Here is a 25813-nt window from a genome sequence, read left to right as displayed (position 1 = left end):
AGGTGAGCAGCTTTGGACAAGACACATTCCGCAGACGAAATGATTTTTCCTCCGCCGTATCTGCGCGACGCATACCTTCGCCGATTTCCGGCGGCTGCCGTAGAGCGACTGGAAACAGTGTTCGCACTGAAAGCGACGACACAACAGGTCACTAATGTGATGAACGTATGGCTGGAAGGGACGGCAGGTTCGCCAGCAAGATTTCAGGTGCTTGCATTACTTTGGGGAGCCGGGGACCGCCTGGTCCCGCATCAGCAGATCATCGCGACGCTGCAGGTCACGCGGGCAGCCGTCTCCGCAATGATGTTCGCGCTGGAACAAGACGGGCTGGTGCGCTCAGTGGGCGATCAGGAAGACCGGCGGCGGTTGCTCGCTACACTCACGCCGAAGGGCAAGGAAGTCATTGAGCGCGCGATCGAGTCGAACGAGAAAAGGCTCAAGAAGGTGCTCTCGGGTCTGTCGCGCGAAGAGCTCAAGTTGTTCCAAACCCTGTTGATGCGTATCAAGAATAGCTATGCCAGTTTCGCCCAGGAGAACGTACTGCCTTGATCCAGTCACTCCTCGTTCAAGGCGAGGTTGCGCCGCATTCTTGTTTTGTGAGGCGTCGCCAAGGCCCGGCCGCGTGTTGCAACGCTTTCACCCTGACATCTGAAAAGCCCAACTCATAAACTGGATGAAGCGACACGTGGTGCCGACCGGGCCGGATCGACTATATAGTAAGCATTGCGAATAAATATAGATAAGGTCGAGACGGTCGAATCCGAAGTCGCGGATTCGCCGCGCTGCCATCTGGGCGTCTTCGCATTCACGCGCCGACAAGCTTCGGGAAGTATTACTTGACGCCGTTGATCGCACTCTATACCCAGCAGTTTTCGGACGTATCGCGATCGATCTCGTCCTCAGTCAACGCGTGCCGGATCTGATCGAAGAGATCTGCTGCCGCACACCAGCGCCGTGGATTCGTCCTCATCTTTCTCGGACACGGGAAGGATGAATCGTTCGGCTTGCAGGTCCCCCTCCATCGAAGGAATCTGCGTGCTCAACGCGGGCTGCACGATTTGGAAGCGATTTGCGGCGCGTCCAAACAGCTCTTCTTCTGTCACGGCAACGAAATGGCGTAGATGGCGAAGATCTATGTTGCCCTACGTGATCAGATTAACTGATCGATCAGTAAATTCAATCTATTTTACTTCGACCTTCGAACAGGCGAACCTGTCGCTTGAAAACTCATGACGGTGAAGGCGGGCTCGCTCGTCGGCGAGCGTGCGTGACACATCCTCGCGGCTCGGGTTTGCATTGGTCATAACGGCCAATGAAGGCATACCGGGCATCGTTGTGGTTCCCGGACTCGCTGGTTGCGCCAACTCGCCCTTCGGGCGACCCTTACCAATAGGCTAAACATGAACGTTCTTTGCAGCTTGCGCGATGGCGCGCCGCGATGCCGCTGGCGCGCTTTCCGGCGTGTCGTGCTTTGCGGTTGCACGGTTGCCGCGACGCTAATGACCGCGGGTTGCGCCGTGGGGCCGGACTACCGCGAGCCGACGATCGATATCCCCCCAAGCTTCAAGGAGGGCAGCGTCGAATGGCAACGGGCACAGGCTGACCCGCAGGCAACGCTTTCGAGCACGTGGTGGCGCGACTATCACGACGATACGCTGACGCATCTAGTGGAAGAGGCGCTCGTGGCCAATCAATCGATCGCGCAAGCTGAAGCGGCGTACCGGTTGGCGCAGGCCACCGTGGCCGCCAATACCGCGAGCCTCTTTCCGACGATCTCGGCCGGTATCTCAGGGTCGCGTGCGGGAGCGGGTTCTGGCGCAGGCGCGGCAAATGGCAGCGCTTTGAATTCCGGAGTGCACAACACCGTCACTGCGGACGTCGCCGCGAGCTGGGAGCTCGATCTATGGGGGCAAATCCGCCGCGAGATCGAATCGAGCAAGGCGAGTGCGCAGGCTAGCGACGCGCAATTGGCCGGGCAGCGTCTGTCGATTGCCGCAAGCGTCGTGACCGATTACTTCGAACTTCGCCGGGCGGACGTGGATATCGACCTGCTCGAGCAACAACAGCGGATCGATGCCAGCATTCTGGATATGACGCGGGCGAGTTACGCACAAGGCGAGTCGTCGAACGACAGCGTGCTGGCCGCGCAGGACACGCTCGAGGTCATCGTCGCCGACCTCCAGTCGACGCAAACGTCACGCGAACAGTATGAGCATGCCATCGCGGTCCTAACCGGCGTGCCGCCCGGCAAGTTTTCGATGGCGTCCGAACCGCACTATGCGTTCGTCGCCCCAGTCGTTCCACTTTCATTGCCTTCGCAATTGCTCGAACGGCGTTATGACGTCGTGAGCGCCGAGCGGACCGTGGCATCGGCGAACGCGAGGATCGGCGTGGCCAAGGCGGCGTTCTTCCCGAACCTGACACTGTCGGCACAAGGCGGATTCCAGCATAGCTCGCTCGCCAATCTCTTCTCTGTGCCAAACCGCTTCTGGACTCTCGGCCCCGAGCTGGCGGGGACGATTTTTGACGGGGGCGCCCGAACGGCCGCCGTGCACGAAGCGCGCGCGACGTACGACGGAGCGGTGGCGGCGTATCGCCAGGCGGTGCTGTCCGCATTCGGGAGCGTCGAGGACAGTCTCTCCTCCTGGAACCATCTCGCACAACAGGAACGTGCGTTCGCGGATATCTATCAGCGCAACGAGCGGCTTTTCGAGAGCGAGCAGGCGCAGGTGCGGTTCGGCACCGCAAGCCAACAAAGTCTTTTGACCCAGCAACTCACGTTGCTGCTGGCGCAACAGAACCTCGCGGACACGCGGGCGTCGCTGACGTTAAGCAGCGTGACCCTGATCAAAAGCCTGGGTGGAGGATGGCGATGGGACGAACCAAAGGAGGCTCCTGCCGACGTCGCCGCCTTTTCCGGGAGCAGCCGCTGACAGCATGCCCGGCAAGCTTGCGCGCTGTTCCCGTTCCTCGATCTTGATCACACGGTTTCGATAATGTCACTACTTCTACGCTCACGCCTATCCATTGTCTCTATCGGCCTTCTCTCGTTGTTCGGCTGCGGCAAAAACGATCCACCGCCGGCGCCGCCAGCGCCGCAGGTCGGCGTCATGGAAGCCGAACCCAGCAACGTACCGCTGAATCACAGCTTCGTCGGACGCTTGTCGGCCTATTACAGCGCTAATGTCACAGCGCGGGTTTCGGGCGTGCTGACGAAGCGCCTCTACACGGAGGGCAGTGAAGTCAAGGCAGGACAAACGCTGTTCCAGATCGATCCCACCTACTACCAGACGGTGCTCGACAACGATCTTGCCACGCTCACCCAGGACCAGGCGACCTTCGTCAACGATCGCATCACTGCCGAGCGTTATCACAAGCTGTTGCCGATCGGCTCCGTATCGCAACAAACGGTGGACGATGCCGACGCGGCTGAACGCAGTGCCGCCGCCAAGGTCAAGGCAGACGAAGCCGCCGTCGAAGGCGCGCGCGTAAATCTCGGCTATACGAAGGTGACCTCGCCCATTACCGGTATTGCCGGTCAGCAACAGGTGACCGGCGGTGCCGTCGTCGGGAACGGTACGACCGATGCGGGTTCCGGTGGGACATTGCTTGCCACGGTCGAACAGGTCGATTCGCTCTATGTGAACTTCACGATCAGCGCCGCCGATCTGATCACGCTGAAGCAGGCCCAGAGCAAAGGTGATGTCGCGCTCGCCGCGCAAAACAAGACCACCGTCCAGGTCATGCTGCCCAATGGCACGCCATACGACCAGCTCGGCACGCTGGATTTCACCGATGTTTCCGTGAACTCGACTACCGGTGCGGTCAGCCTGCGCGCGCAGATACCCAACCCGCGGCATCAACTGCTGCCGGGAATGTACGTATCGCTCAATGTTGATCTTGGCCAGCGTAACGATGTGTACCTGGTGCCCCAACAAGCCATACAGCGCGACACGGTCGGTTCCTACGCGATGGTGGTGGGCGCTGATGGCAAAGTGGTCCGCAAGGATGTCGATACCAACGATAGCTACCGTAGCGACTGGATTGTGACAGGGGGGCTGGCGCCCGGCGATCGAGTGATCGTCGCAGGTGTACAGGGCGTACGTGAGGGGATGCTCGCCAAAACCACACCCTGGCGAGGTACCGACCAAAACACGAGGTTGTCACAGTCCGGCCCGGCTTCGTCACCGAGCGGCCATCGTTCCGGCAGTAAATCGTAGGGGTATCTCATGTCACGTTTCTTTATCGATCGGCCTGTCTTTGCCTGGGTGATTCCCATTCTGATCTGTTTGTTCGGTGCGATCTCGCTGCAGCACCTCGGGGTTGATTCTTATCCGGACATTGCTCCACCCCAGGTGACCGTAACGGCGACCTATCCAGGCGCAAGTGCCTCGACGATGGAATCAACGGTCACGCAGGTGATCGAGCAGCAGCTGACCGGCATTGATAACCTGCTGTACTTCAGCTCGACATCCAATGGCAACGGGACGGCCACCGTCACGCTGACCTTTGCGCCTGGAACCAACGCGGACATTGCACAAGTGCAGGTGCAGAACAAGGTGGCGCTCGCGCAGCCGCTGCTGCCGTCCGAGGTGACGCAGGAGGGCATCGTCGTGGCGAAGGCAAGTCCCGACATTCTGATGGCCGTCAGCTTGCAATCGAGCAACCCTGCCGTCGATACGGCGCGCTTGAGCGACATCATTGCCTCGCGGATACAGCCCGTCGTTGGCCGTATCAGCGGTGTGGGCAATACTTTCATGCTGGGCTCGGAATACGCTTTGCGGATCTGGCTCAATCCCGACAAGCTGCAAGGCTACGGTCTTTCGACTTCGCAAGTGATGAGCGCCGTCCAGGCTCAGAACGCTGAGTTCGCCACGGGTTCGGTCGGCGCGGATCCGGCGGTCAATGGCCAGGTCTTCACGGCAACGGTATCGGGCGATAGGTTGTTTTCCTCGCAGCAGCAGTTTCGCGACATCATCCTGCGGACGAATACTGATGGCAGCGTGGTTCGCCTGAGCGACGTCGCGCGCATCAGCTTCGGGGCGCAAAGCTACGGCACCTCCGCCGCGTACAACGGCAAGGTTGCGGGCAGCCTCGCCGTCTACCTGCTGCCAGGTGCGAATGCGCTCGACGTGGCCAAGGCCGTCAAAGCCGAAATGGCGACACTGTCTCGCGATTTCCCTCCCGGCGTCACATGGACCGTGCCGTACGATACGACGCCGTTCATCACGGCCTCGATTACCGACGTCGTGCATACGCTCGTTGAGGCGATCATTGTCGTGTTCTTCGTGATGCTGCTCTTCCTGCAGAATGTCCGAGCCACCATCATTCCGACGCTCGTCATTCCGGTCGCGTTGCTCGGCACGTTTATCGGCCTGGCGGCGATGCACTTCTCGCTGAACCAGCTCGACCTGTTCGGGATGGTTCTCGCCATCGGCATCGTGGTGGACGATGCGATCGTCGTGATCGAGAACGTGGAGCGCCTCATGCGCGAGGAAGGTCTCAATCCGAGAGCGGCCACGCGTAAGGCCATGGGCCAGATCTCGGGGGCGATCGTCGCGATTACGGTGGTGCTCGCTGCGGTGTTCGTACCGTCCGCGCTGCAGCCGGGCGCGACCGGCATGATCTATTCGCAGTTCGCGTTGACCATCGCCGTATCGATGGTGTTCTCGGCATTCCTCGCGTTGTCCTTCACGCCATCGCTGTGTGCTGCGTTCCTCAAGCCTTCGCATCATGCAAGCTCGAACGTCGTCTTTCAATGGTTCAACCGCGGGTTCGACCGGTTCGGCAGCTTATATGTGGGCAGCGTCGGCCGGATTGTCCGACGCACGCCGCGCTGGATGATTCTGTTCGTCACCCTTTCCGTATTAGCCGGCGTTTTTTACACGCGCCTGCCGACGGCGTTCGTCCCCGATGAGGACCAGGGCTTCATGCTGGCGATTGTCAATCTGCCTTCCGGCGCGACGCTGTCGCGTACACAAGAGGTCATGGACGAAATCGGCGGCAGGCTCAAGAAGAGCCCGATCGGTAAGGATATCGATGGCGTCCTGGCATTCGAAGGCTTCAGCTTCGTCGGCCAAAGCGAAAACGTCGGCATGGCGTACATCAAGCTCACCGATTGGAGCAAACGTTCGCAAAGCGCGATGCAGTTGATCCCGCAGGCCAACAAGATATTGCACGGCGTCGACGGCGCGAGGATCTTCATCGTCAATCTGCCCACCATACGTGGACTGAGCCAGTTTGCCGGCGTCGATATGTACCTGCAGGCGCGCAATGGCCAATCGAGGGCCGAGCTCACGCAGGCGGAGGGCAAGTTGCTGGCGGAGGCGGGCCAAAACCCGAAGCTTTTTGGCATTCGGCCCAACTCGCTCCCGGAGGCACCACAGCTTCAACTGGCCGTGGACCGGGTTCAGGCGCAATCGATGGGTCTGTCGTTGCCTGATGTCTATAACAGCATTCAAATGGATCTGGCGCCCGTCTACGTGAATGAATTCACGTACGACGGACGTGTGAAGCGCGTTTTCCTCCAGGCTGATGCGCCATTCCGGATGGGGCTCGACTCCCTGGGGCACATCTACACGCCGAGCGGCGTGACGGGCACGTCGTCTGGTTCCAGCGGCGGCACTGCCGGCGTGAGCGGTGCGGGAACATCGCCGAGCGGTGCGTTGCGCCCCGTCAATCCATCGGTGAGCAACAGCGCCATCAGTCCGTACAACATGGTGCCGCTCTCGAGTGTGGTGAAGGCAAAGTGGGATGTCGGCCCGCAGGCGCTCTCGCGCTACAACGGCTATTCGGCAGTCGAGATTGTGGGCATGCCGGCGCCAGGATACTCCACCGGCCAGGCGATGCGGATCCTCGACAACACGGTCGACAAGTCGTTGCCGGCAGGCTTTGCCTCGGACTGGACCGGGCAGTCCTACCAGGAAATCCTGGCAGGGAATTCGGCGATGGCGTTGATGGCGTTGTCGATTGTGGTGGTGTTCCTTTGTCTGGCGGCGCTTTACGAAAGCTGGTCCATCCCCGTTGCGGTGCTGTTGACCGTGCCGCTGGGCCTGCTGGGAATGTCGGTGTTCTGCCATCTGTTCAAGATGCCCAACGATATCTACTTCAAGATCGGCATGGTCACAGTGATCGGGCTTGCCGCAAAAAACGCGATTCTGATTGTCGAGTTCGCCATCGACGGGCAGGCGCGGGGCATGACGCTTTTCGAGGCGGTCATGGATGCGGCGAAGCAACGTTTCAGGCCCATTCTGATGACGTCGATGGCTTTCATCGTCGGCGTGGTGCCGCTTGTGCTGTCCAGCGGGGCCGGTGCCGCGTCCCGTCATGAGATCGGCACTGGCGTGATCGGTGGCATGTTGTTTGCCACGTTCTTCGGTCTCTTGCTGATTCCGATGTTCTATGTGACGGTGCGGCGCCTGCTCGGCGACAAGCTCGATGAAGTCACGCGCAAGCTACGTCATGTCGAGAGCGCCGATGCGGTAGCCGATTCCTGATGACGGTGGGCAATGAAGCGCACTAGGAGAGAAGCGCTCGAAACGCGAGCGCAAATATTGAAGGCCGCAGAACAAGTCTTTGTCGCGCGTGGTGTGTCGCGCGCCTCTCTCGCTGAAATTGCCGATCTGGCGGGCGTCACCCGTGGCGCGGTCTACTGGCACTTCAAGGACAAGATGGCGTTGCTCGAAGCCTTGTTCGAGGATGCTTCGCTGGCGGACGACCCGTTTGTCATGTCGTGGACCGAGGGGGAGCGCGATCCGCTCGGGCACCTGGAAAGAAGGCTGGCCAGGCTTCTGGCCACGGTGCTATCGGCCGGTCCCTCGCGGAGCTTTTACTCGATCATGCTGATGCGCTGTGAGATGTCCACTGAAACCGAATGGATCTGGAGTCGCTTGCATGCCATCTGGCTCTGCGCCGAGCACCAGATTGCACGCGCCCTGAGGGCAGCCATCGCTCACAACCAGCTGAGTGCCGAGCTGGACCCATACCTCGCGGCAACATTTATCCACTCGACCGTGACAGGGTTGATCGTCAGAAGTCTGCGCGAACCGCCGCTGGCCGCAACTAGAGCCGTCGCGCGGCTGATTGCTTCGCAAATTCTGTCGGGGATTGGCGGCGGGCACGACACCGGCAGGCATGGCGTCGACCGTCGCGCAATTGAGCGGTGATTGGACCAGATCAGTAAAGAGCACGATGGACAGCAAGATCACCTACGACTTCGCGTCGACTCGGCGCCTGATACTGGCGCTGAACCGCGCGCGCAAGATTCTCACCGCGGAAATCAACGACGCGCTCAGGCAATTCGGTGTCGATGCCAAGCAGATGCGAATCCTGCTTGAGCTCGCCCATGAACGCGCTAATTCGCCCGGAGCGCTCGCGAAGTTGCTCGACATCGACACCGGGCAGATGACGCGCGCGCTGGACGGGCTCGAAAAGAAAGAGCTACTACGCCGCTACCGACGCCTCGACGACCGCCGTGCACTGAGACTGGCGCTGACGGGGCCGGGACGCGAGATGGCGGTACACGGCGCCCCGATCCTGATGATGGTGGAGAACCGGCGGCTAGCGTTGCTCTCCGACACGGAATCGAACGCGCTGAGTCGTCTCTTGAAGAAATTGTTGGATCAGTGAATTTTTATTTGCGCATTTATCTGATGTTTCAGACAAATAGGCCGTTCCTCCGACCGAAACCCCATCACCCGAAAGGAAGCACGACGAATCCGGCCGCCCAAGTCAAGGCGCCCGTTTCGCGATCGCAGAACAAGTAGTTGACGACAAACAATAGCCATCCATCACGAGTTCAAAAATGCACATGACCCTCGCCAGACGCCTTCTCTTCACGCTGTCTGTCGCCCAGGTAGCCCTGATCTTCGTCGGTGGTTACGGCTTGTGGCGGCTCTTCGAGGCGCGACAGCGCTTCGAGTACGTCCAGGACAATATCATTCCCGGCGTCAAGGAGCTTGAAGAGGCCAGGATTGATGGTGACGGCTACCTCCGACTGAACTTCCAATATCTCTTGAGCACCGATGACGCCGGCAGAGCTGCAATCCAGCAAGAGATGGAAGCCCTCGCCAAAGTCATCGACCAGCATCTCGCTAGTCACGTTGCCTACAACGTCAAACTCGGCCATGATCTGCGCGACCAGAACAACGCTCCTTACTCGCAGGCCTTCTGGCTGCTCATGGCCTGTATCGCCGTGGCAGTGGTAGTGAGCGGGGGCTTGGGCCTTCAGCTGTACCGCTCGGTCACTTCGGGCTTGAACCGGACGCAAGGCGCCTTGCAGCGTGTCAGTGAATCGCTGGAGCTGACTCGCGCGGCCAGCTGTCTTCGCGATGATGATCACACTGGAACAAGACGGGCTGATGCGATCAGTTGGCCATCGGGAAGACCGGCGACTGTCGCTTGTTGCACTCACGCCGAAGGGCAAGGAAGTCATTGAGTGGGCGATCGAGTCGAACGAGAAAAAGCTCAAGAAGGCGCTCCTCGCTCTAGGCGATGTTGCATCGCACTTTTACTTCGCGAGACCTCGCCAGCTCCGGGCCGTGCGTTGCACCGCGTGGGCTCCGGCATCCGGAAGGCCGGGTACTCTACTCATCGTTAACGGGAAGTGTCAATGGACAAGCTTGACTCCATGCGCCTGTTTGTTCGCGTTGCCACGACCGGGGGATTTGCGCGCGCGGCAGTTCGCGCGGGCATCACGACAGCCGCCGTGTCGCGTGCCATCACGGAACTGGAGTCGCGTCTGCAAGCGCGCCTGATAAACCGGACGACGCGGCGTATGTCACTGACCGACCCGGGCCGACGTTATCTTCAACATTGCGAACAAATTCTCGCCCAGATCGACATGGCCGAATCCGAAGTCACGGATTCCGCCGCGCAGCCGTCAGGGCGACTTCGCATTCACGCGCCGACAAGCTTCGGGCAGCATTACCTGACGCCGCTGATCGCGGTTTATATACAGCAGTTTCCAGGCGTGTCGGTCGATCTTGTCCTCAGTCAACGCGTGCCGGATCTGATCGAAGAAAATTTCGACATGTTAATCACCGTTGCCACGCAACTGAAGAGCTCGTCGCTCGTTTCTCAGCGTCTCGGCACCGTTCGTGCCATACTTTGCGCGTCCGCCGAGTATCTCGCGAGATCCGGCGCGCCGGTTGACGCGGCCGAACTTCGGAATCATCGATGCCTTCAATTTGCGATGCCCGATATGTCTTGCGCACCATGGGTCTTCGACGATCCTGAGACGGAACTCTTTTTCCCTCCCGCGCTGGCGCCGTTCACCGTCAATGTACCCGAGGCGATGGCAGAGGCTATTCGCGCGGGAATGGGTATCGGCATGCTGCCAATACCCACCGCATTGAGGGGACTGCATGACCGGACGCTGAGACAAGTGCTTCCCGACTTCCGGTTGCGTGCCGTCAATGTCTACGCGCTTTATTCGTCCCGGCGTTATCTCGACGCCAAGAAACGGACGCTCGTCGAATTTCTTCAAGCGGCACTACCGCAAATGATCGAGGAGCACGAGAACGAACTGAAATCGTGAACGGCCATGCTCAACACGCATATGCCGGTGGGTTCGCGTAGTCTGTCGTCTTCGTGACGGCGTCAACGTCGGTAGCCGGCAGCGAAGGCTTGCGAACAGGGGGCGCGTAGAGTTGCGACTTTTGCGTGGGGGCTCGTTTGCCGTCATCTTATGTGGTCGCGCAATGCCAACTTTTGATAGATGCACGTGAGCAGTGCGTCAATCGAGGACAATCTCCGGGCCACCCCGAAGGACGTGCGGTGACCCCGGTTCGACCTGCTGCTTGCGCAGGTGGACCTCGAAGGCGTCGAATGCTGCTTGCAGCCGCGAGGCTGCGGGGTTCGTGATCGGGGCGCACCAGTGCCGCCACAGCGAGAATCCTCGATGCCGGGAAGTCGTTACGCACGTGTTGCTTCTTCACCGCACGAAAATGCGCGAGCTGCGACGGTCGTATCAGCTCGCCGCGTCTGGCTGCCGGTTTGGATGTGCCTCCTGGAATCCCGTCAGCTCCTGGCACGCCGCGTCAATGTCCTGCAGTCGCGGGCATCCAGAGAGGTCAACTTCGAAGCGACTGGCGTTGAACAATTGGGGCACCAGACAGCAGTCGGCCAACGTCGGCTGATTACCGTGACAGAAACGTCCCGACGCCCCGGTTCCTGCCAGCAAAGCCTCCAGTGCCTCGAGGCCAACCTGCATCCAGTGGCGCATCCATTGCAGCCGCATTCCTTCATCGGCATGGAGCTCGCGCTCCAGATACTTGAGAATTCTCGGGTTATTAATTGGGTGGATGTCACAAGCAACGGACATTGCGAACTGCCTCACCTCTGCTCGCGCAAAAGGTGTGGATGGGAGCAGCGGCGGCTCCGGGCAGGATTCGTCCAGGTATTCGATGATGGCCAACGACTGTCTCACGATCCGTCCGTTCTCACGGTAGCTAGGCACAAGCCCAAAGGGGTTGATCGCACGGTATTCCGGTTGGTCCTGCTGTCCTCCGTCGCGAAGCAAGTGGACGGGCACGGAGCGATAGTCCAATCGCTTCAGATTGAGGGCGATGCGCACCCGGTACGCTGCTGAGCTGCGGAAGTACGTGTAGAGCGTACGGTCCGCCGTGGAGACGTTCTCGTCCGTGGGCTCTGTCATGGCTCAAACTTCGTGTGGTAACACGGTGCCGCGTGCTTCGCCCAGGCCAATACGCGTGGCTCCGGGACGTTCGCACCAACCACGCAGAATCAACGTGTCGCCGTCCTCCAGGAAAGTCCGCTGTTCGCCGCTGGTGAGCCTGATGGGTTTCTTGCCGCCCTCGGTCAGTTCGAGCAGCGAACCGGCTTCGTTTTGTACGGGACCTGACAACGTGCCGGAGCCGAGCAGGTCGCCGGACTGGAGGTTGCAGCCGTTGACAGTGTGGTGCGCGATCAGTTGTGCAGCCGTCCAGTATGCTGCGGTCCGCGCGCCGCCCAGAGTCAGCCGCTCAGGCGCGATGCCGGACTCGGCCATGCGCTGGGTCTGGACCAGGACTTCAAGCGTAATGTCCAACACACCCGCCTTGCGATTGAACTCGCTATCCAGGTAAGGCAGCGGCTGCGGGTCGCAGTCTGGCCGAACGAATGGCGCGCGAAAAGGCGCCAGGGCCTCTGTCGTGACCAACCACGGCGAGATAGTCGACGCGAAGTTCTTCGACAAGAACGGGCCTAGCGGCTGGTACTCCCAGGCCTGAATATCACGAGCCGACCAGTCGTTTAGCAGCGTTACACCGAAAAAATGGTCCTCAGCACCTTCGATGGACACGGGTTGCCCGAGTTCGTTACCGCGTCCGACGAAATAGCCGAGTTCCAGTTCATAGTCCACGCGTCGGGAGGAGCCGAAGCTGGGCTGCGCGGCATCGGGTGCCTTGGTCTGGCCTTGGGGCCGCCGGAACGTCTGGCCGCTCACGCGAATGGACGATGCGCGGCCATGGTAGCCAATTGGCACCCATTTGTAGTTCGGCATCAGCGGTAGATCCGGTCGGAAGAGCTTCCCGACCGAAGTCGCGTGATGAATGCCCGTGTAGAAGTCGGTGTAGTCACCGATCTGGCAAGGAACCGCCATCTCAGATTCGCATTGGGGGGTAACCAGCTTCGACCATGCTTGCTGTTTCGAGCTGCCATGCGCCAGCCCTTGGGAAATGGCACGACGCAAATGCAAACGCTCTCCGGCATCGAGAGCCATCAGTGCATTCATGTCATGGCTGTCAATCAGGCCGGCCCCATGTAGATCCAAGATCTGGTCACCGATGGCGACACCAATCTTGAAGCCCTCATCGGAGCCAACGAAACGATAACGACCGAATGGCAGATTCTGGATGGGGAAATCGGCGTTGCAAACATTGGCGGACTCGACCCAACTGCGCAGTGAGGGGGTGTGCGTTTCGTTAGTCAAGCTCATTTCTTTTCCGGATTGAAGTGCTTTTTGACGTCCAGCCAGCATTGGTGGTAGTTCGCCTGCAATTGCGCGGATGCCAGCGCAGCCTTGGTCGGACGGATGACATGGCGCGTCTCGAACATGAAGGCCATCGTTGCATCGACTTTGTGTGGCGTCGTAACGTCCGCCTTGCTCGCCTTTTCGAATGTCACGGCGTCGGGACCGTGACCGCTCATGCAGTTATGCAGGCTGGCACCGCCCGGCTTGAAGCCTTCGGCCTTGGCGTCGTACTCGCCGTGGATCAGGCCCATGAACTCGCTGGCAATATTTCGATGGAACCACGGGGGGCGGAACGTGTTTTCTGCGGCCAGCCAGCGCGGGGGGAAGATTACAAAGTCGATAGTGTCGACGCCCGGCGTGTCTGAGACCGATTGCAGTACCAGAAAGATCGATGGGTCGGAATGGTCGTAGCTAATCGAGCCAATTGTGTTAAATCGGCGCAAGTCGTATTTGTAGGGCGCGTAGTTGCCATGCCAAGCGACCACATCGAGTGGCGAGTGATCCAGTTTGGCTCGGTGGAGGTTGCCCATGAACTTGGCGATCAGCTCGAAATCACCTTCAATGTCTTCGCACCACGCCACCGGCGTCTGGAAATCGCGAGGATTGGCCAAACCGTTGGAGCCGATTACGCCCAAGTCGGGCAACCGAAACGGTGCGCCGTAGCTCTCGCAGATGTAGCCACGAGCGGTTACATCAAGCAGCTCGACGCGAAAGCGAACGCCACGCGGGATCACCACGATTTCTTGCGGTTCGGCGTCAATCAGGCCGAATTCGGTTGCAAAGCGAAGTCGCCCTTGCTGCAGCACAATCAGCATCTCACCGTCGGCGCTATAGAAGAAACGCTCCCGCATCGAGCGATTGATGGCGTACAGATAGATGGCTGCGCCACACTGCATATGTGGGTCGCCATTGCCGGCCACGCTGATGAGGCCGTCGATGAAGTCCACTGTTTCCGGGCCGGATGGCAAGGGGAGCGGATCCCAACGCAGTTGATTGGGCGTCGTCGGGATCTCCAGGTAGTCCTGGCTGATTCGACCGTTGCTGATGTGCTCGAACGGCGTGTGCGCGGCGCCGGGGCGGATGCGATAGAACCAGGAGCGACGGTTGGCGTGACGCGGCGCGGTGAAGGCCGTGCCCGAAATTTGCTCGGCGTGCAGGCCGTAGGGGCAGATTTGCGGAGAGTTCTGGCCGACTGGCAGGGCACCTGGTAGTGCCTCACTGGCCCATTCGTTTGCGAATCCGGTCAAATACTCGAGCTCTTGTTCATGATGAGCCATGCAACGTCTCCTGACGCTAGTGACAACAATAGCCAATGTCGATGACGAAATCTGCGGAAATGGCCACCGCAGTTCGAGGCAGACATGATTGTCGGCATTAGCAACTATCACCACAACGATCTACAATGAATAGATTCCATTCAGCGCGTGAATAGGCGAAATGAGCACTCGCAGGCTTCGTGATATTGACCTGAATCTCCTGGTGATCTTCAAAGACATCATGGAAACCCGAAACATATCGGCTACGGCGCGACGCCTGAATATGTCGCAGCCAGCGGCGAGTAACGCCCTGGCGCGACTGCGTGCGACAGTGGGTGACGAGTTGCTGGTGCGTTCCGGGCAGACGATGCAGCCCACGCGGCTAGGAGAACTGATTGCGCACGATGTCGCCGAAGGTACCGCGCTTCTGCAGGCTGCGCTGAGTCGTAGAGAATCTTTCGACCCTGCTAACGATGCGCGGCGCTTCGTCATCGCGATGACCGACGTTGGCGAAGTCTATTTCATGCCGAGACTATTGGCATATTGTGCACAACACGCACCCAATGTGCGACTCGAGGTCTCCTATGCGAGCGGCACCGCGCTGCGTAACGGTTTACAAGATGGGGGCATTGACCTGGCACTTGGTCCTCACGAGGATATGTCGGACAGTCTGCTGCAGCTTCACCTGTTCAAGCAGCACTGTGTCAGTCTGTTTCGAGCCACCCACCCATTCGCATTTCACCCACCGACGTCGTTGGCCAAGTACCGGGAGGCGAGGCATCTCTTCGTCTCGAACCCAGCCAGTCCATACGTCGAGATCCAGCATCGCATGGAGAAAGCAGGGATCCGCATGTCGGCCAATGATCAGGTTTCCAGTTTTCTCACGGTGCCATTCATTGTCGCGACATCCGACTACGTCGTCACTGTACCCATCAAGTTGGCTGAGCAGTTCGCAGTGCCATTGGCGTTGCGTTCGATTCGACCGCCGATCCGATTGCCAGAGCTGGAAACACACTCCTTCTGGCATCGAAGAAGCCTCGCGGATCCCGGCTTGGCGTGGTTACGCCGGGTAATCGCCGAACTCTTCGCGGAACGTACTACCGCTTACGTCCCGGTGAAAAGGCGGTCGCCTGATGGCGCTTAGGCCTGCGAGAGCCGGCCAGCGTTGCTTCGGGAGCCGTGCAGCAGATTGATTTCGGAATACTCGCACGCCTCGACCTGGATCAGAGTCCGCCGCCTTTTCGGTTGCGACTAGAGTTCGTTACGCCATTCACTCAATATCAGAACCGCACAGGCCTGTCGACCCTTGCCCCGGTCCGATCGCCGGTGATCCCATCATGGAAATCTGCATGTATCGGTCGCCGCCAATCCACGGGACAGAGCGTTCCAGTCGATGCTATGCGATCCAGAAACCGGCTCGAGCGCTGGGCCACGTGTAGCGGCCAAGTTGTATCTATGACAGTCAACTTGTTGCGGGTTTCGATGCTGAACGACCGCAACGAGGGGAAACTGCCGTTGAGGGGACATCGGATTGACCGGCAGAAGTGGGTCGGTTACGGAAACTATCCGCGCGGGGGGATCCGAGTTCTGTTTCAGGCGCTTAGCGCCTGTTTGAACCGTTGCGCGTCAACTCGTCGACCGACTGAAGACTCCATTTGACGCTCGAGCGACTCCTTGCGCTTTTCTTCAGCGTTCGCGATGAAGTCGGACAGTTCGCGCTCCAAGGCTGAGTCTTTGGCGCCCGGCTTCCACCTCGCGGCTCCGTGCCGCCGGCGCGTGGCCCGAGCAAGTGCTAGCGCTGCCATCGCAGCCTTCGCACATTCGTATTCAACCTGACCACAAAGGTCGATTGGCTCGCCGAATTCGCGAAACGCTTCCACATACTCCCGAGCGGCGTGCACTGTCGCCGGATACTCACGGAGCTCGGAGATAACTTTGCGGCTCAAGACATGCCAGTGAAGCGTGTCCGGGTAGGCAAAGGCGGGAATGGAAACGCCTTTACTGGCTTCGCGGTTCATATGGCCGACTGGCTCCGCTGCTGCCCAGGTGGCCTTATGCATCATTGTCCGGCAGGTTCGGGCGTAGCTTTCCAGCGATAACGCTAGTTCCAGTGCAGTGTCGCGTCGCTGACGCTTGCGCTCCCTGGCATCCCTCGCTGAAATCCAGGTGAGCGTTATGACAGAACCGACTGCCGCTGATGTCAGCGCCAAAGTCACCGGAGTGTTCCAGTCGACTCGCTGGAGATATTCAAGCCATTCCTGCCGCATACGTTGCGCCTCGGAGAAAGAGGTGCAGAGAGTATAAGCAATCGTTTGCGCAGTAATCGGAGCAAAATTGGCGTTGTGTGTATTCCCCACAATCGCTTCAGTACGGCGGTGAGTATCTTGACAAAATATGTTGATCCAGGGCAGCAGCCGGACCAGAGCGAGGGGCGGCGCGCAAGATATTCAGGGCCGGTTCGCTTCGTAAGTAGACAGGGTCTGTGGGTCATGGCCACCACCGTTCGCTCGCTCAATCGGCAAGCTTCGGCCAGAAACTAGATGCGCCGCCGTAGGTCGATGGTGATCGATTGGAACCAGTGACGGATAAGGCATAGGTCGGGGAGAAAAGGGTAACGCCAGATTCAAGATGCGAGCGCCGCGCATTGAACGCCTAAACTGTTTCAACGCGTGGACAGGGGGAAACTCGTGACGCGATTCGCTGAAGGCGATGTCGAAACGGGCCGGACGTCGAGTATGGAGCGCTGAGCCGAACATCGGGATTCGCCATAGCCAGACGCGAGGGAGGCGCGATCGCTGGTGTCCATCGGATCGCGCGGCTTCGGAACCACCAGGAGGAGCGGCTGTGAAGAAAGAGCAACAGGTTGCACTTGTGACGAATGCGTCGGACTATGCCGGCCCGCCTGCCGTAGCAGCACTGCTGGATGCGGGATTCCGCGTGCTTGCCCACGATGATTCCTTCGTGGACGACATCGCGTGGGAGCACTTTTCGAACGCGAATGGCAGTGTCGAGCGTGTGAGCGGCAAAAGTGTTGAGCTGCTGGTCGAAGCCGCATGGGCCGTCACTGGGCGGGTTGATGCCATTGTCAGTAACGACCACTTTCCCGCTATCCATCGGCCCACTGTGGATGCATCACTGGACGACCTGCGGCAGACGCTAGAAAAGCTGGTGGTCGGTCCTTTCGCTTTGGTAAAGGCGGCAATCCCGCGTATGAGACATCAGGGCGGCGGGAATCTCGTATTAGTGACATCGTGCCGGACAAAGCTGCCAATGCACGGAGGCGCCATTCCTGATGCCGCGAGGGATGCTGCGAATGCATTGGTTCGATCGTTTTCCGTCGAACTTGCGCCACTTAACATTGCCGTCAACGCAGTGGCACCGAACTTCCTGTATAGCGAGGCTTATTATCCACGCGCTATTTTCATAGACCAGCCGGAGGGTCGTGACTATGTCAGGTCTTCGGTGCCGGCGGGTCGGCTAGGCAGGCCGGAAGAGATCGGCGAACTGATCTGCTTCCTCGCATCGACACAGTCCCGGTTCCTGACTGGCGCTGTAATTGACTTTTCGGGCGGGTGGCCTGCGGCTGCAATGAGACCCCGAAAGACGGACGATTGAAAGCAACCTGGCACAAAGTGGTACCGATTCTTGCCCTATGCGGGGGACGCATATGCACATCGCATGAGGCGGCGTTCGGCCACAACCGGACGCAGACCGCAGGTCTCTGCCCCAGAGCTTACTGAATCTCATGTAGATCGCGACGTTAACACGACGCGGAAACCCAGGGGCGCGCGTTTTCGGCGCTAAGCAAATTGCTACCCGTGGAGTCCTGGCGTGCCCGGTACTCCAACCTGCCCCTCCACATCAGGTAACAGGTCGGCGATCCAGGCGGATCGACCGTACGTCCCTAAGTGCAATCGCTGGCTCCCGTCAGCGTTGCGACCGAAGCGGATGTCGGCGCAATGTGGCCGAACCGGCAAACCCTTGGACGCGCGCTGCCAGCTACGGGCTTCGTCATAGGAGATCCATGCATGTGCGTCGGTGACGGCAATCAGTGTGTCGTTGTCGATATTGCGGGCGGCCGTCAATCCCCAGAATGTTCCTTCTGCCTTCGGGATCCCGTTGCGGGCGGGAGACCACACCAGACCGCGCAGCGCGATGATGTCTCCGCTGCTGTTCCAGTTCTGGATAGCATAGGCGCGGTCGTTGGAATAGGCGACGATGCGCAGGATGGTGCCAGTAGCGTTCAGGCTTGCGTCGTAAAGATATTCGACCGCAGCGCCGTTGAGAGGGTCAAGGTTGAAAATGCGACGATGGTCGGTGCCAACGAATATTGCCGTTCCATCGACTGAGGCGACTGACCACGGAGTGCCTTCGACCGATCCGAGATACCGCCATTCCATGACGGTGACGTCGTTGGCGATGAAAAGACCGTACATGTCTCCGCCACTGCGGCCATCGGAAACACCAGCGACGGAATAGAGCATTTCCCGGCCGCGACGAAACTTCGGATGTTGTACTGGTTCGAGGCTATATACACCAGTGAGCCCGCCTGGGTCCTTCTTGCCTCCTGGTTTAGGCACGGCAATCGGAGGTGTCCGCGTATCGACAAACGTTTGGGATCCCGGGTCCCAGCGCGAAGCGAGTACCGGCCGTGGCGAAGACTGTAGGCCGATATCATGGAGGACCCATCCATTGGGCAGAAAGCAGTTGAAGCCACCGTCCGCGCCATCAAGACGAACGAACGGGCCGGCGCTCGGCCCGACAAGCGCGTAAATATTGCCGTTGTCCTGAGTGCCCGCACCAAACACGTTGGGCATCGCGCCGCAGGCGCCGACCGATCCCCAGGATTCCCGGCCGGCGTCGCCCGAGTAGCACTGCAGAACGTGAATGTGCTTGTTATATCCACCGTTGAATGTTTTCCCCCGGTCGTCTGTGGAGACGATGCCGCCGTCAGAGCAAACGTAGAGGCGTTCACCAGTCGCTCCCGTTACTGAGATGGCGATCCGCGGATCCCAGATCGTGGCGTGGTGATCGGCGTGATTGCCACCTTCAGCCTGATACCAAGTTGCGCCACCGTCAGCGGAAACGAACGGGCCAAACTGCCAGCCGACCGCTACCAGTTCCGGATCGAACGGTGAAACGCCAACGCAATTGTTCCAACCGTCGCCGCCCTGCTCGCCAGCGTTCTTGGTCAGATTGCCGACAGTACCGCCGATGAGCTTGGTACCGCACAGGTCCCACAGGCGCCCCCCGTCATCGGACCGAAGCACCGTCATGAGATGGCCATTCTCGTCACTGCATGCCGCGTACATTCGCGAGGGGCGCGAGGTGCACACGTCCAGGGAAACCGAAGCCATCGTCAGCTGCGCAAGATCGTTTGCTCCGGTCAGATGCGCCCTACCCATCACGAGATCGCCGGACGCGTTCCACTCGCCCACGAAAAGGCCTCGCGAGCTGTCACTCCCTTTGGCGCCTGCGACTACGGTGGTGCCGTTCAGCCCTTCGGGAGATCCTTGATGCTCGCGGTCTGCGCTACCGACGACAACTGAAAACATGGCGCCGTTGAACGTGCCATCGCCGTCGACCGCAGCCTTCCACTTGAACTCATCCTTCCATGCAGCGTTGCTGCCGAGCCCCACAAGTGCAGCAAGACAGCCAAGAGGAGGTGGTCCAGCGGGAGGGACTTCGGCCCAGAGCAGCCCTGCGTCACACGCGACGACGATGCGGCGGGGGCCGCGCAGCAAGGCGATGGAGTATATCGTTCCCGGCTTTAGCTTCTGAACCGAAGCGATCTCATGCCAGGCGAAAAGGGGTACTGGAGCGGAGGGGTCGGTGACGTGCAGACCTCCACCACCTGCGAAAACGTGATCGTCTCCGTCTTGACCTAGTCTGACGCACCGTATGTCGGGGTTGTCCCAGCTATCTGACAACGGGAGCGCCGAGGCCCCGTCGGCCGCCACAGACCACACGCCACCTGTGTCTGCGCCGACGAGCAATGTTCCGCGGAAAGTGATGGCGACATCGTTGATGCGCCCAGTTTCCCAATAGTCATTGCCCGCGTCTATCTGGATAGTCCATTGCGTGGCCTGCCGCCACTGCACAGCGGGGTCGTCAACCATAATGTCCTCGCCTCTACCAGTGAAAGAGTACAAGCATGCCTTGGTGTTCCGCGCCGTCCGTCAAGAAATGGACACATTGGGTAATGTATGCAATACGGGTTGCCAAGCATCTAGCCGTGAGCTGGACTCGAAAGATCGGCTCGCGGGAGGCGCGCCAACAACCCCAGTGCAATGACCGTTTCGAAGAATCGGGTAGCCGCTCAGGTCGCTTGTTGCCCTCCGAGCGAAACACGAGCCGCTCTTGTGCCGCGTAACGCGTTCAGCCGAACTCGGCCGAGGCTGTCCGAAAACGCAAAACTACTCGGTTTTCGGGTGTCGCTTTACCCTTGCCGAGGTGCTGCCAAGTCGATATGGCGCGATCTGAAGGGTCGATTTTTTTGAACGCCAGGTTCGGCATGCGTTTTCACACAGCCTAGGCCAAAAACGGTCGATTACTGACGAAAACGCTTAGAAGCTCGAACTTCCTAAGATCATTCAATAGTGGACTCGGGTGCGCCGTTCGAACTATAGAAGATAGTCTTACAGACCGGCGTCGGAAGTGTTAGGTAGCCCACACATATCCGGATAGATATTCTCGGGGTACCGAAAGGCGCCGCTGCGACAGTCGCGAGGAGGGCGGTGCCGCGGCATGACGAAGTTATCCGCGATTTATCCGGCTGCCATATGGTCACGGGGTGGGGCGTTCTGACCATTGGAAGCTGACGCTGCTTACGCAATTGCCTCGAAGGACTGAAGCAAGTCCGTGAACTGCCATTCAGCGTACAAGACAAGAAAAGGCCTCTGGGTCGACAACAACGGCCGTTGCCAGTTGTATCCGCAACGCTGCGTGTCCACACCCGCATCTAGCGGAGTACGCGTCCATGGGGTGCATCATGCCGTTACCTTGCTGGAGCTTCTACGAGCCGAACTACGAGACGGGCAAGCCGGTGCGCTGGAAGATCGGCATGGCGTCCGGTGCGCAGCTCGCGATCGCCGGCTTGTGGCGTGCGTGGGAGGAGCCAGCCGGCGTTACGCCGTCGTTCACGATGCGGACGGTCAATGCGCAGAACTATCCGCTCATGCAGCGCTTCCACAAGCCAGGCGATGAGAAGCGCTCGGTCGTCATCGTGTCGCCGTCCGCATACGACGACTGGCTGGGTTGTCGCAGCACCGACGAGGCGCGTTCGTTCCTGAACCTGTACCCGCGGAAGAAATGGCGGCCGGGCCGTATCCGTTGCCGCCACGCAAACCGGTAAAGGAAGCCGCGAGCGGGCCATTGCTGGAGTGACGCGAGGCGTGGCCGCGGCGCACCTGGCCTGCCGTCGATGCATGTAAGGAAAACCGGCGGCTGGCGATCCCGGTGTCCAAAAATCCGAATTCAGACCTTGATTTCCTTTCGCCCTTACCTTAAAGTAAGGAATTGTGAAATCAAGGAGAATATCATGGCGTCCGCGACAATTACGTCGAAAGGCCAAGTCACGATCCCGATCGGCGTTCGGAGCGATTTGGGGTTGGGAACCGGCGACAGAATCGAATTCGTCCTCAACGAGTCCACCGGTCGCTACGAGTTAGTGCCCGCGACAAAATCGGTGGAATCGCTCAAAGGGCTCGTAGGGAAGCCGGCCAAGCCTGTATCCGTTGAAGATATGAATGCCGCCATCGCTGCGCGCGGAGCCGGTGCTCAATGATCGGTCTTGATACAAACGTGCTCGTCCGCTACATCGCCCAGGATGACGTAGCACAGTCTCCGAGGGCGAGTGCGCTAATCGAGTCGCTGACGGCTGACGAGCCCGGTTACGTAACGCAGGTTGCTCTGGTCGAAGTCGTGTGGGTTCTCTCTAGCTTGTACGCGGCAGATCGTGATCAGATTACAAAGGTGGTTGAGGGTCTTCTTCGGACTAAGGAATTGAGCGTCGAAGCTGCCGGGACAGTTTGGAAAGCCCTTCGCGTGTTCACTTCCTCGAAGGCCGATTTCGCGGACTGCCTAATCGAGCGCGTTTGCCATGATGCACATTGCGAGTACACGGCGACGTTTGACGCGAAGGCCGCTAAGTCGGCTGACTTGCGGTTAATCAAGTAAAGCGGAAAAGCTAAGGTCTGAGAACTGATCGGAAAAGCACTAGGCATAAATATCCGAATCGTGGGCCGAGTGAGGCTGAACGCCGACAATTATGTTTGTAAATTTACAAATATGTTTGTTAAAAGCTAGGCATGTATGTGAAATCGCGCGTGGTGTGCTTGTTCCCTCCCATGCGTGCCGCCCTTGAAGGGCTGCTCGGCAGCGGCAACCTACTTGGCGGCGCTGCATTTTCACAAACAAATTTGTCGAGCCGTGTTGCGGCGATCTCGTAATGTACAAACGTCGGGCGGCCGATGACCAACCCCATCTGATTGATTTGTCTGGAACGGTGTTCACAAACATAATTGTCGGCGATCATCTGTGTATTGGCGGTCATGCATCGCCTAGGCGTAAAACCTGGACGTTTGTGTACATTCAGTCTGCGGAACCTGATGCTCACAAGCCGAGAGGAAGCGGGCCGCTCGGAGCGGACGTACTGGCGTACCATCGGACGTTCAGTTCGGCTGCCGCCGCTGACATCATATATGCGGGTTTCAGGAGACGGAATTGATGGAACCTTCAAGAGCCGACATCGACATCGCCTTCATCAATGCGAAGACAAAGCTTTGCCTCGCCCTTGCCGCCGGCGGGATGCTCGCGCTCGTCATCGGTCTAGTTGTGTTGCTTTATGGGGTTACAGGACAGGATCAAACCTTGATCAGTGCCGCGGGAGTTCAGATTCACGCCAGCGGCCTTGGAGCTGTGATCATGACGACTTCTGTCGTTTGGGCGTTTTTCGCGTACAAATCGCGCCCAAGCTACACGCGCCAACGCGAAGCCTCCGAGAAATACGATTCCGACGCTCGGCTTATGGAGCGCCACGAGATAGAGCACTCCACGCAAGTCGGCGTGGGCCGGCGAAATGCCAAAAGAAGAAAGTGAAGAGAGGCTAGAGCGATGATTCACGACCGCGTGACCCGTTTCTTCTCGGTCTCGCTCATCGGCGCATTACGAAATATCCGGTCTATCCTCGCGATCTCCTGCTCAATTCGCCAACGCAACTTCGGCAATGGTTCGCCTCGGCATAACAATTCGGGCGCTTCTTCAATAGTTAGGAAAAGCATCTGCAGCGCGAGCGCCCAGTACACCGGCCGGGAGCCGCAGAAGCGTGAGACGCTAGTGTGCCCCGTCCCGGACGGACACTCGGAGAAATCGCAACGCTCCCCCACTTTGGAGACTTCACTATGACCTTGATCGGATCCCGTACCTCTTTCAATGCGCCGCGCCGGCGCCTAGCGACTCTTTGGCGGGCTGTGGATTTGGTCTGCGCGTTGGCCGCTTTTCACGCATTCCCCGCGCATGCGCAAGTGCAAGGCCCTGTGTCATGCCAAGCTGAGGTGCAGCGCGTCGGCCAACAACTGATGTCGGCGAACCGTCCTGCACCGTGCGCCACGTGTGCGATCAGGTTGACGCAGACGCTGGGGACCCTCTATAGCCATGGCACGCTGCCAAACTTCTACGTGCAGGTTGCCAATGTCAATTGGCAAGATCCGCAACGTCGTCCGGCAATGATGTCGGGACTGAGCGTCGGGGGGATTCCAGCGGGCGCTAATCTGGCGGCCGACATCGACAGCGGCCACGGTCCACGTGGCTCCCTTCAGTTGCTCTACACAAAAGGGGGCCGACCGATCGCGGTCACGTCGACAGATCGTAGGGTGTTGATTCCGGTTTCACCTTGCACACCCTCGCCTACGCAGTAGGCTGCAGAGGCATCGACCGTCGACCTTCGTTGCATTGGAAAAGCCATATGAAACTCATCCCTATTGCGCTATCCCTGATCCTCACTGGTTGCGGCCAAGCATCGCATGATGCTTCGCCCACGGCAGCTGGCCACTACCAACTGGCTGTGGATAGCGGCGGCAATGCGTGGAGATTAGATACGAACACGGGCGAAATGAAGCGTTGTTGGCAAGGCACCCCACCAGCAAAAACGGCGCCGAGTTGCTATACCGCAACTCAGGAGTGACGCGATTGCCACGCGCCTAACGCAAGGAAACGCGAGGCAGAATCCTCGTAGCGGCACGAAACCTATCATCGATCATCGTTGTCGCACTGATGCTTGCCGGATGTTTATCACCGGCGGTTGTTCGTGACCCCAAGACGGGTCGAGTGGCGCAATGCAATGCAACGACGCCGGGAATTTTCCCGATCATCGCTCAACACGAGATTGACGATTGCGCAGGAGGTTATGGGCGCATGGGCCGCGCTCGCTGCGATAACGCTGCTCACGCGAAAGCGGTGGCTTCAGGTTATGTCACTTGGAGTGGCAGTATGCGGCGTGTCTCTGGGTGTTGCTGCGCTCCTGTCGTGGTAGACCGTCGCAACGTTTCACGGTTGCGACGGAACGATCAGGCGAGTGCGTTTGCTACTTCTGTCGATATGGGCTCCGGAGTGGCGTGTGTCGTCTGTACTCGAGTCCGCCCCGCGATGATGCGCTCAGACCTGATAGAAATGTTCTCTCGGACACGCGATCCAGCTGCCCTAACATGGGTCGACTCGTACGGATTCCCGCGACGAATGTAGTCGTCGATATCCGCCTCGATAGAGTACTCCGCAACGCCGCGCAGATCCTCGACGACAAGTCGGAGTGCCTTAACGGGAATGCCGTGCAACGCGCTTTCGGCAATACGATTGAGAATGTGATCCCGGGCGATCGCCGAGTCGGCGGGACCGGTGAACGTCTGATCCGTGTGACGCAGATGAATCACCGCCAGCCGGTCAGGTGTGTCGGTGATTGCGCCCCGGTATTGTAGTGCGCAAGGCAGGCCGGATTCGTCGGGATAGACGACATCCGCAAATGGGCTTCGAAACGACATAAACGCTCCTGAGTGGTTGATGATGCCGATTCGGTCGAACCGGCAAAACCAGCCTACGGAGCGGTACGAGAAGTCAAGTCGATAGAGAGGTATCCGAACTTTCGATCGCGACGGGTTGGATGGTCGCTCGCAGCCGAACCATCGTGCGCTGGCTGACAAGACCGAGCAGTCGACTCACGTCTTCATTGCTGCGGCCGCTGAGTAACTGTCGACGCGCGTACGTATTCCGCAATATGCGCGGACTCATGTCAGGCGCGCGGAAGTCGACGGCCTCCAATGCCTCGCGGACGATGATCCCTAAAAGCATGTCATTCATCGGCTTTCCGGCCTTCGGAGCGGAAACAGCAGTTGCTCCGCCTCGTCGCATTGGGACACTAGCAACCAGCGCTCCAGCGCGGCGATCGCGAATCCCTGCAACGTCACCTTGCGCTCCGCTCTCGCACCGCGCTTCGGAATGAGGATGTGCGGCCGTACTGCGTCGATCACGAGGTGGCCAACGCGTGCTACGCGGATCTCGCCCGCAGCGATGCCCGTGCCCAACAGCAGCGCAA

General features: G+C 59.3%; 23 protein-coding genes and 1 pseudogene. 15 read left to right on the top strand and 9 right to left on the bottom strand.

Annotation, left to right across the window (positions count from 1 at the left end; translation table 11 throughout):
* Positions 1 to 12: 12 nt before the first annotated feature.
* Entirely contained in the window at positions 13 to 549 is a 537-nt protein-coding gene (locus tag P3T21_RS27390; RefSeq protein WP_429259092.1) for a MarR family winged helix-turn-helix transcriptional regulator, read from the top strand.
* Between the two features lie 350 nt (positions 550 to 899).
* Here P3T21_RS27390 and P3T21_RS27385 read toward each other — a convergent pair whose 3' ends face one another.
* Positions 900 to 1136, bottom strand: a complete 237-nt coding sequence (locus P3T21_RS27385) for a LysR family transcriptional regulator (RefSeq protein WP_429259189.1) — start codon at positions 1134 to 1136, stop codon at positions 900 to 902.
* Between the two features lie 363 nt (positions 1137 to 1499).
* Between P3T21_RS27385 and P3T21_RS27380 the strand changes: the two genes are divergently transcribed.
* The 7 genes from P3T21_RS27380 to P3T21_RS27350 all read left to right on the top strand — a co-directional run bounded on the left by P3T21_RS27380 (position 1500) and on the right by P3T21_RS27350 (position 10537).
* Positions 1500 to 2933 (top strand): efflux transporter outer membrane subunit, encoded by a 1434-nt coding sequence (locus tag P3T21_RS27380; RefSeq protein ID WP_429259091.1) that lies wholly within the window; start codon positions 1500 to 1502, stop codon positions 2931 to 2933.
* A gap of 177 nt (positions 2934 to 3110) precedes the next feature.
* Positions 3111 to 4220, top strand: a complete 1110-nt coding sequence (locus P3T21_RS27375; RefSeq protein ID WP_429259090.1) for an efflux RND transporter periplasmic adaptor subunit — start codon at positions 3111 to 3113, stop codon at positions 4218 to 4220.
* Between the two features lie 9 nt (positions 4221 to 4229).
* Complete coding sequence (locus P3T21_RS27370; RefSeq protein ID WP_429259089.1) at positions 4230 to 7496, top strand: efflux RND transporter permease subunit; 3267 nt, start codon at positions 4230 to 4232, stop codon at positions 7494 to 7496.
* Between the two features lie 12 nt (positions 7497 to 7508).
* Positions 7509 to 8165 (top strand): TetR family transcriptional regulator, encoded by a 657-nt coding sequence (locus P3T21_RS27365; RefSeq protein ID WP_429259088.1) that lies wholly within the window; start codon positions 7509 to 7511, stop codon positions 8163 to 8165.
* A gap of 25 nt (positions 8166 to 8190) precedes the next feature.
* Positions 8191 to 8628 carry a MarR family winged helix-turn-helix transcriptional regulator gene (locus P3T21_RS27360; RefSeq protein WP_429259087.1) on the top strand — a complete coding sequence of 146 codons (438 nt, stop codon included), beginning with the start codon at positions 8191 to 8193 and terminating at the stop codon, positions 8626 to 8628.
* Between the two features lie 175 nt (positions 8629 to 8803).
* A complete protein-coding gene (locus P3T21_RS27355; protein WP_429259086.1) occupies positions 8804 to 9436 on the top strand; it encodes a hypothetical protein in 633 nt (210 codons plus the stop codon).
* Between the two features lie 174 nt (positions 9437 to 9610).
* Complete coding sequence (locus tag P3T21_RS27350) at positions 9611 to 10537, top strand: LysR family transcriptional regulator (protein WP_429259085.1); 927 nt, start codon at positions 9611 to 9613, stop codon at positions 10535 to 10537.
* A 432-nt stretch (positions 10538 to 10969) separates the two neighbouring features.
* Here P3T21_RS27350 and maiA read toward each other — a convergent pair whose 3' ends face one another.
* From maiA to hmgA, 3 genes are read right to left on the bottom strand one after another with little or no spacing between them, the layout of a single operon-like run.
* Entirely contained in the window at positions 10970 to 11656 is a 687-nt protein-coding gene (gene maiA / locus P3T21_RS27345) for a maleylacetoacetate isomerase (protein ID WP_429259084.1), read from the bottom strand.
* A 3-nt stretch (positions 11657 to 11659) separates the two neighbouring features.
* A complete protein-coding gene (gene fahA / locus P3T21_RS27340; protein WP_429259083.1) occupies positions 11660 to 12937 on the bottom strand; it encodes a fumarylacetoacetase in 1278 nt (425 codons plus the stop codon).
* Positions 12934 to 14250, bottom strand: coding sequence for a homogentisate 1,2-dioxygenase (hmgA, locus tag P3T21_RS27335; RefSeq protein ID WP_429259082.1), 1317 nt, complete (start codon positions 14248 to 14250; stop codon positions 12934 to 12936). The genes fahA and hmgA overlap by 4 nt, the downstream gene beginning before the upstream one ends.
* A 160-nt stretch (positions 14251 to 14410) precedes the next feature.
* Between hmgA and P3T21_RS27330 the strand changes: the two genes are divergently transcribed.
* Positions 14411 to 15373 (top strand): LysR family transcriptional regulator, encoded by a 963-nt coding sequence (locus P3T21_RS27330; protein ID WP_429259081.1) that lies wholly within the window; start codon positions 14411 to 14413, stop codon positions 15371 to 15373.
* A 448-nt stretch (positions 15374 to 15821) separates the two neighbouring features.
* Here the strand turns inward: P3T21_RS27330 and P3T21_RS27325 are convergent, their stop codons facing one another.
* Positions 15822 to 16496, bottom strand: coding sequence for a hypothetical protein (locus P3T21_RS27325; protein WP_429259080.1), 675 nt, complete (start codon positions 16494 to 16496; stop codon positions 15822 to 15824).
* Between the two features lie 577 nt (positions 16497 to 17073).
* Here P3T21_RS27325 and P3T21_RS27320 point away from each other — a divergent pair.
* Positions 17074 to 17844 carry an SDR family oxidoreductase gene (locus P3T21_RS27320; protein ID WP_429259079.1) on the top strand — a complete coding sequence of 257 codons (771 nt, stop codon included), beginning with the start codon at positions 17074 to 17076 and terminating at the stop codon, positions 17842 to 17844.
* A 197-nt stretch (positions 17845 to 18041) separates the two neighbouring features.
* Here the strand turns inward: P3T21_RS27320 and P3T21_RS27315 are convergent, their stop codons facing one another.
* On the bottom strand, positions 18042 to 20348 hold the full coding sequence (locus tag P3T21_RS27315) for a hypothetical protein (RefSeq protein ID WP_429259078.1): 2307 nt from the start codon (positions 20346 to 20348) through the stop codon (positions 18042 to 18044).
* Between the two features lie 872 nt (positions 20349 to 21220).
* Between P3T21_RS27315 and P3T21_RS27310 the strand changes: the two genes are divergently transcribed.
* The 3 genes from P3T21_RS27310 to P3T21_RS27300 all read left to right on the top strand — a co-directional run bounded on the left by P3T21_RS27310 (position 21221) and on the right by P3T21_RS27300 (position 22407).
* Positions 21221 to 21583, top strand: a complete 363-nt coding sequence (locus tag P3T21_RS27310) for an SOS response-associated peptidase family protein (protein ID WP_429259077.1) — start codon at positions 21221 to 21223, stop codon at positions 21581 to 21583.
* A 186-nt stretch (positions 21584 to 21769) separates the two neighbouring features.
* A complete protein-coding gene (locus P3T21_RS27305; protein WP_429259076.1) occupies positions 21770 to 22015 on the top strand; it encodes an AbrB/MazE/SpoVT family DNA-binding domain-containing protein in 246 nt (81 codons plus the stop codon).
* Positions 22012 to 22407, top strand: coding sequence for a PIN domain-containing protein (locus P3T21_RS27300; protein WP_429259075.1), 396 nt, complete (start codon positions 22012 to 22014; stop codon positions 22405 to 22407). Before P3T21_RS27305 ends, P3T21_RS27300 begins: the two co-directional genes overlap by 4 nt.
* A gap of 118 nt (positions 22408 to 22525) precedes the next feature.
* Here the strand turns inward: P3T21_RS27300 and P3T21_RS27295 are convergent, their stop codons facing one another.
* Positions 22526 to 22783, bottom strand: a complete 258-nt coding sequence (locus tag P3T21_RS27295; RefSeq protein WP_429259074.1) for a hypothetical protein — start codon at positions 22781 to 22783, stop codon at positions 22526 to 22528.
* Positions 22784 to 22956: 173 nt separating this feature from the next.
* Here P3T21_RS27295 and P3T21_RS27290 point away from each other — a divergent pair, with 173 nt between their 5' ends.
* Together P3T21_RS27290 and P3T21_RS27285 are read left to right on the top strand one after the other, a co-directional pair.
* On the top strand, positions 22957 to 23328 hold the full coding sequence (locus P3T21_RS27290; RefSeq protein ID WP_429259073.1) for a hypothetical protein: 372 nt from the start codon (positions 22957 to 22959) through the stop codon (positions 23326 to 23328).
* Positions 23329 to 24568: 1240 nt separating this feature from the next.
* Positions 24569 to 24760 carry a DUF4337 family protein gene (locus P3T21_RS27285; RefSeq protein WP_429259072.1) on the top strand — a complete coding sequence of 64 codons (192 nt, stop codon included), beginning with the start codon at positions 24569 to 24571 and terminating at the stop codon, positions 24758 to 24760.
* A gap of 34 nt (positions 24761 to 24794) precedes the next feature.
* Here the strand turns inward: P3T21_RS27285 and P3T21_RS27280 are convergent, their stop codons facing one another.
* Entirely contained in the window at positions 24795 to 25262 is a 468-nt protein-coding gene (locus P3T21_RS27280) for a hypothetical protein (protein WP_429259071.1), read from the bottom strand.
* Positions 25263 to 25574: 312 nt separating this feature from the next.
* Positions 25575 to 25813, bottom strand: a pseudogene (locus P3T21_RS27275) (tyrosine-type recombinase/integrase); the annotation flags it as partial.

It is taken from the genome of Paraburkholderia sp. GAS334 (assembly GCF_050436625.1).
In the GTDB taxonomy this organism is placed as follows: Bacteria; Pseudomonadota; Gammaproteobacteria; order Burkholderiales; family Burkholderiaceae; genus Paraburkholderia.
Note: the sequence above shows the minus strand (reverse complement) of the source record. Positions and strands in the feature narration are given on the sequence as shown.

Bases quoted from the DNA above. Each gene is read 5' to 3' on its own strand.
- P3T21_RS27380 (WP_429259091.1), top strand. From the start codon at position 1,500: ATGACCGCGGGTTGCGCCGTGGGGCCGGACTACCGCGAGCCGACGATC.
- P3T21_RS27375 (WP_429259090.1), top strand. From the start codon at position 3,111: ATGGAAGCCGAACCCAGCAACGTACCGCTGAATCACAGCTTCGTCGGA.
- P3T21_RS27370 (WP_429259089.1), top strand. From the start codon at position 4,230: ATGTCACGTTTCTTTATCGATCGGCCTGTCTTTGCCTGGGTGATTCCC.
- P3T21_RS27365 (WP_429259088.1), top strand. From the start codon at position 7,509: ATGAAGCGCACTAGGAGAGAAGCGCTCGAAACGCGAGCGCAAATATTG.
- P3T21_RS27360 (WP_429259087.1), top strand. From the start codon at position 8,191: ATGGACAGCAAGATCACCTACGACTTCGCGTCGACTCGGCGCCTGATA.
- P3T21_RS27355 (WP_429259086.1), top strand. From the start codon at position 8,804: ATGCACATGACCCTCGCCAGACGCCTTCTCTTCACGCTGTCTGTCGCC.
- P3T21_RS27350 (WP_429259085.1), top strand. From the start codon at position 9,611: ATGGACAAGCTTGACTCCATGCGCCTGTTTGTTCGCGTTGCCACGACC.
- maiA (WP_429259084.1), bottom strand. From the start codon at position 11,656: ATGACAGAGCCCACGGACGAGAACGTCTCCACGGCGGACCGTACGCTC.
- fahA (WP_429259083.1), bottom strand. From the start codon at position 12,937: ATGAGCTTGACTAACGAAACGCACACCCCCTCACTGCGCAGTTGGGTC.
- hmgA (WP_429259082.1), bottom strand. From the start codon at position 14,250: ATGGCTCATCATGAACAAGAGCTCGAGTATTTGACCGGATTCGCAAAC.
- P3T21_RS27330 (WP_429259081.1), top strand. From the start codon at position 14,411: ATGAGCACTCGCAGGCTTCGTGATATTGACCTGAATCTCCTGGTGATC.
- P3T21_RS27325 (WP_429259080.1), bottom strand. From the start codon at position 16,496: ATGCGGCAGGAATGGCTTGAATATCTCCAGCGAGTCGACTGGAACACT.
- P3T21_RS27315 (WP_429259078.1), bottom strand. From the start codon at position 20,348: ATGGTTGACGACCCCGCTGTGCAGTGGCGGCAGGCCACGCAATGGACT.
- P3T21_RS27310 (WP_429259077.1), top strand. From the start codon at position 21,221: ATGCCGTTACCTTGCTGGAGCTTCTACGAGCCGAACTACGAGACGGGC.
- P3T21_RS27305 (WP_429259076.1), top strand. From the start codon at position 21,770: ATGGCGTCCGCGACAATTACGTCGAAAGGCCAAGTCACGATCCCGATC.
- P3T21_RS27300 (WP_429259075.1), top strand. From the start codon at position 22,012: ATGATCGGTCTTGATACAAACGTGCTCGTCCGCTACATCGCCCAGGAT.
- P3T21_RS27295 (WP_429259074.1), bottom strand. From the start codon at position 22,783: ATGACCGCCAATACACAGATGATCGCCGACAATTATGTTTGTGAACAC.
- P3T21_RS27290 (WP_429259073.1), top strand. From the start codon at position 22,957: ATGGAACCTTCAAGAGCCGACATCGACATCGCCTTCATCAATGCGAAG.
- P3T21_RS27285 (WP_429259072.1), top strand. From the start codon at position 24,569: ATGCAACGACGCCGGGAATTTTCCCGATCATCGCTCAACACGAGATTG.
- P3T21_RS27280 (WP_429259071.1), bottom strand. From the start codon at position 25,262: ATGTCGTTTCGAAGCCCATTTGCGGATGTCGTCTATCCCGACGAATCC.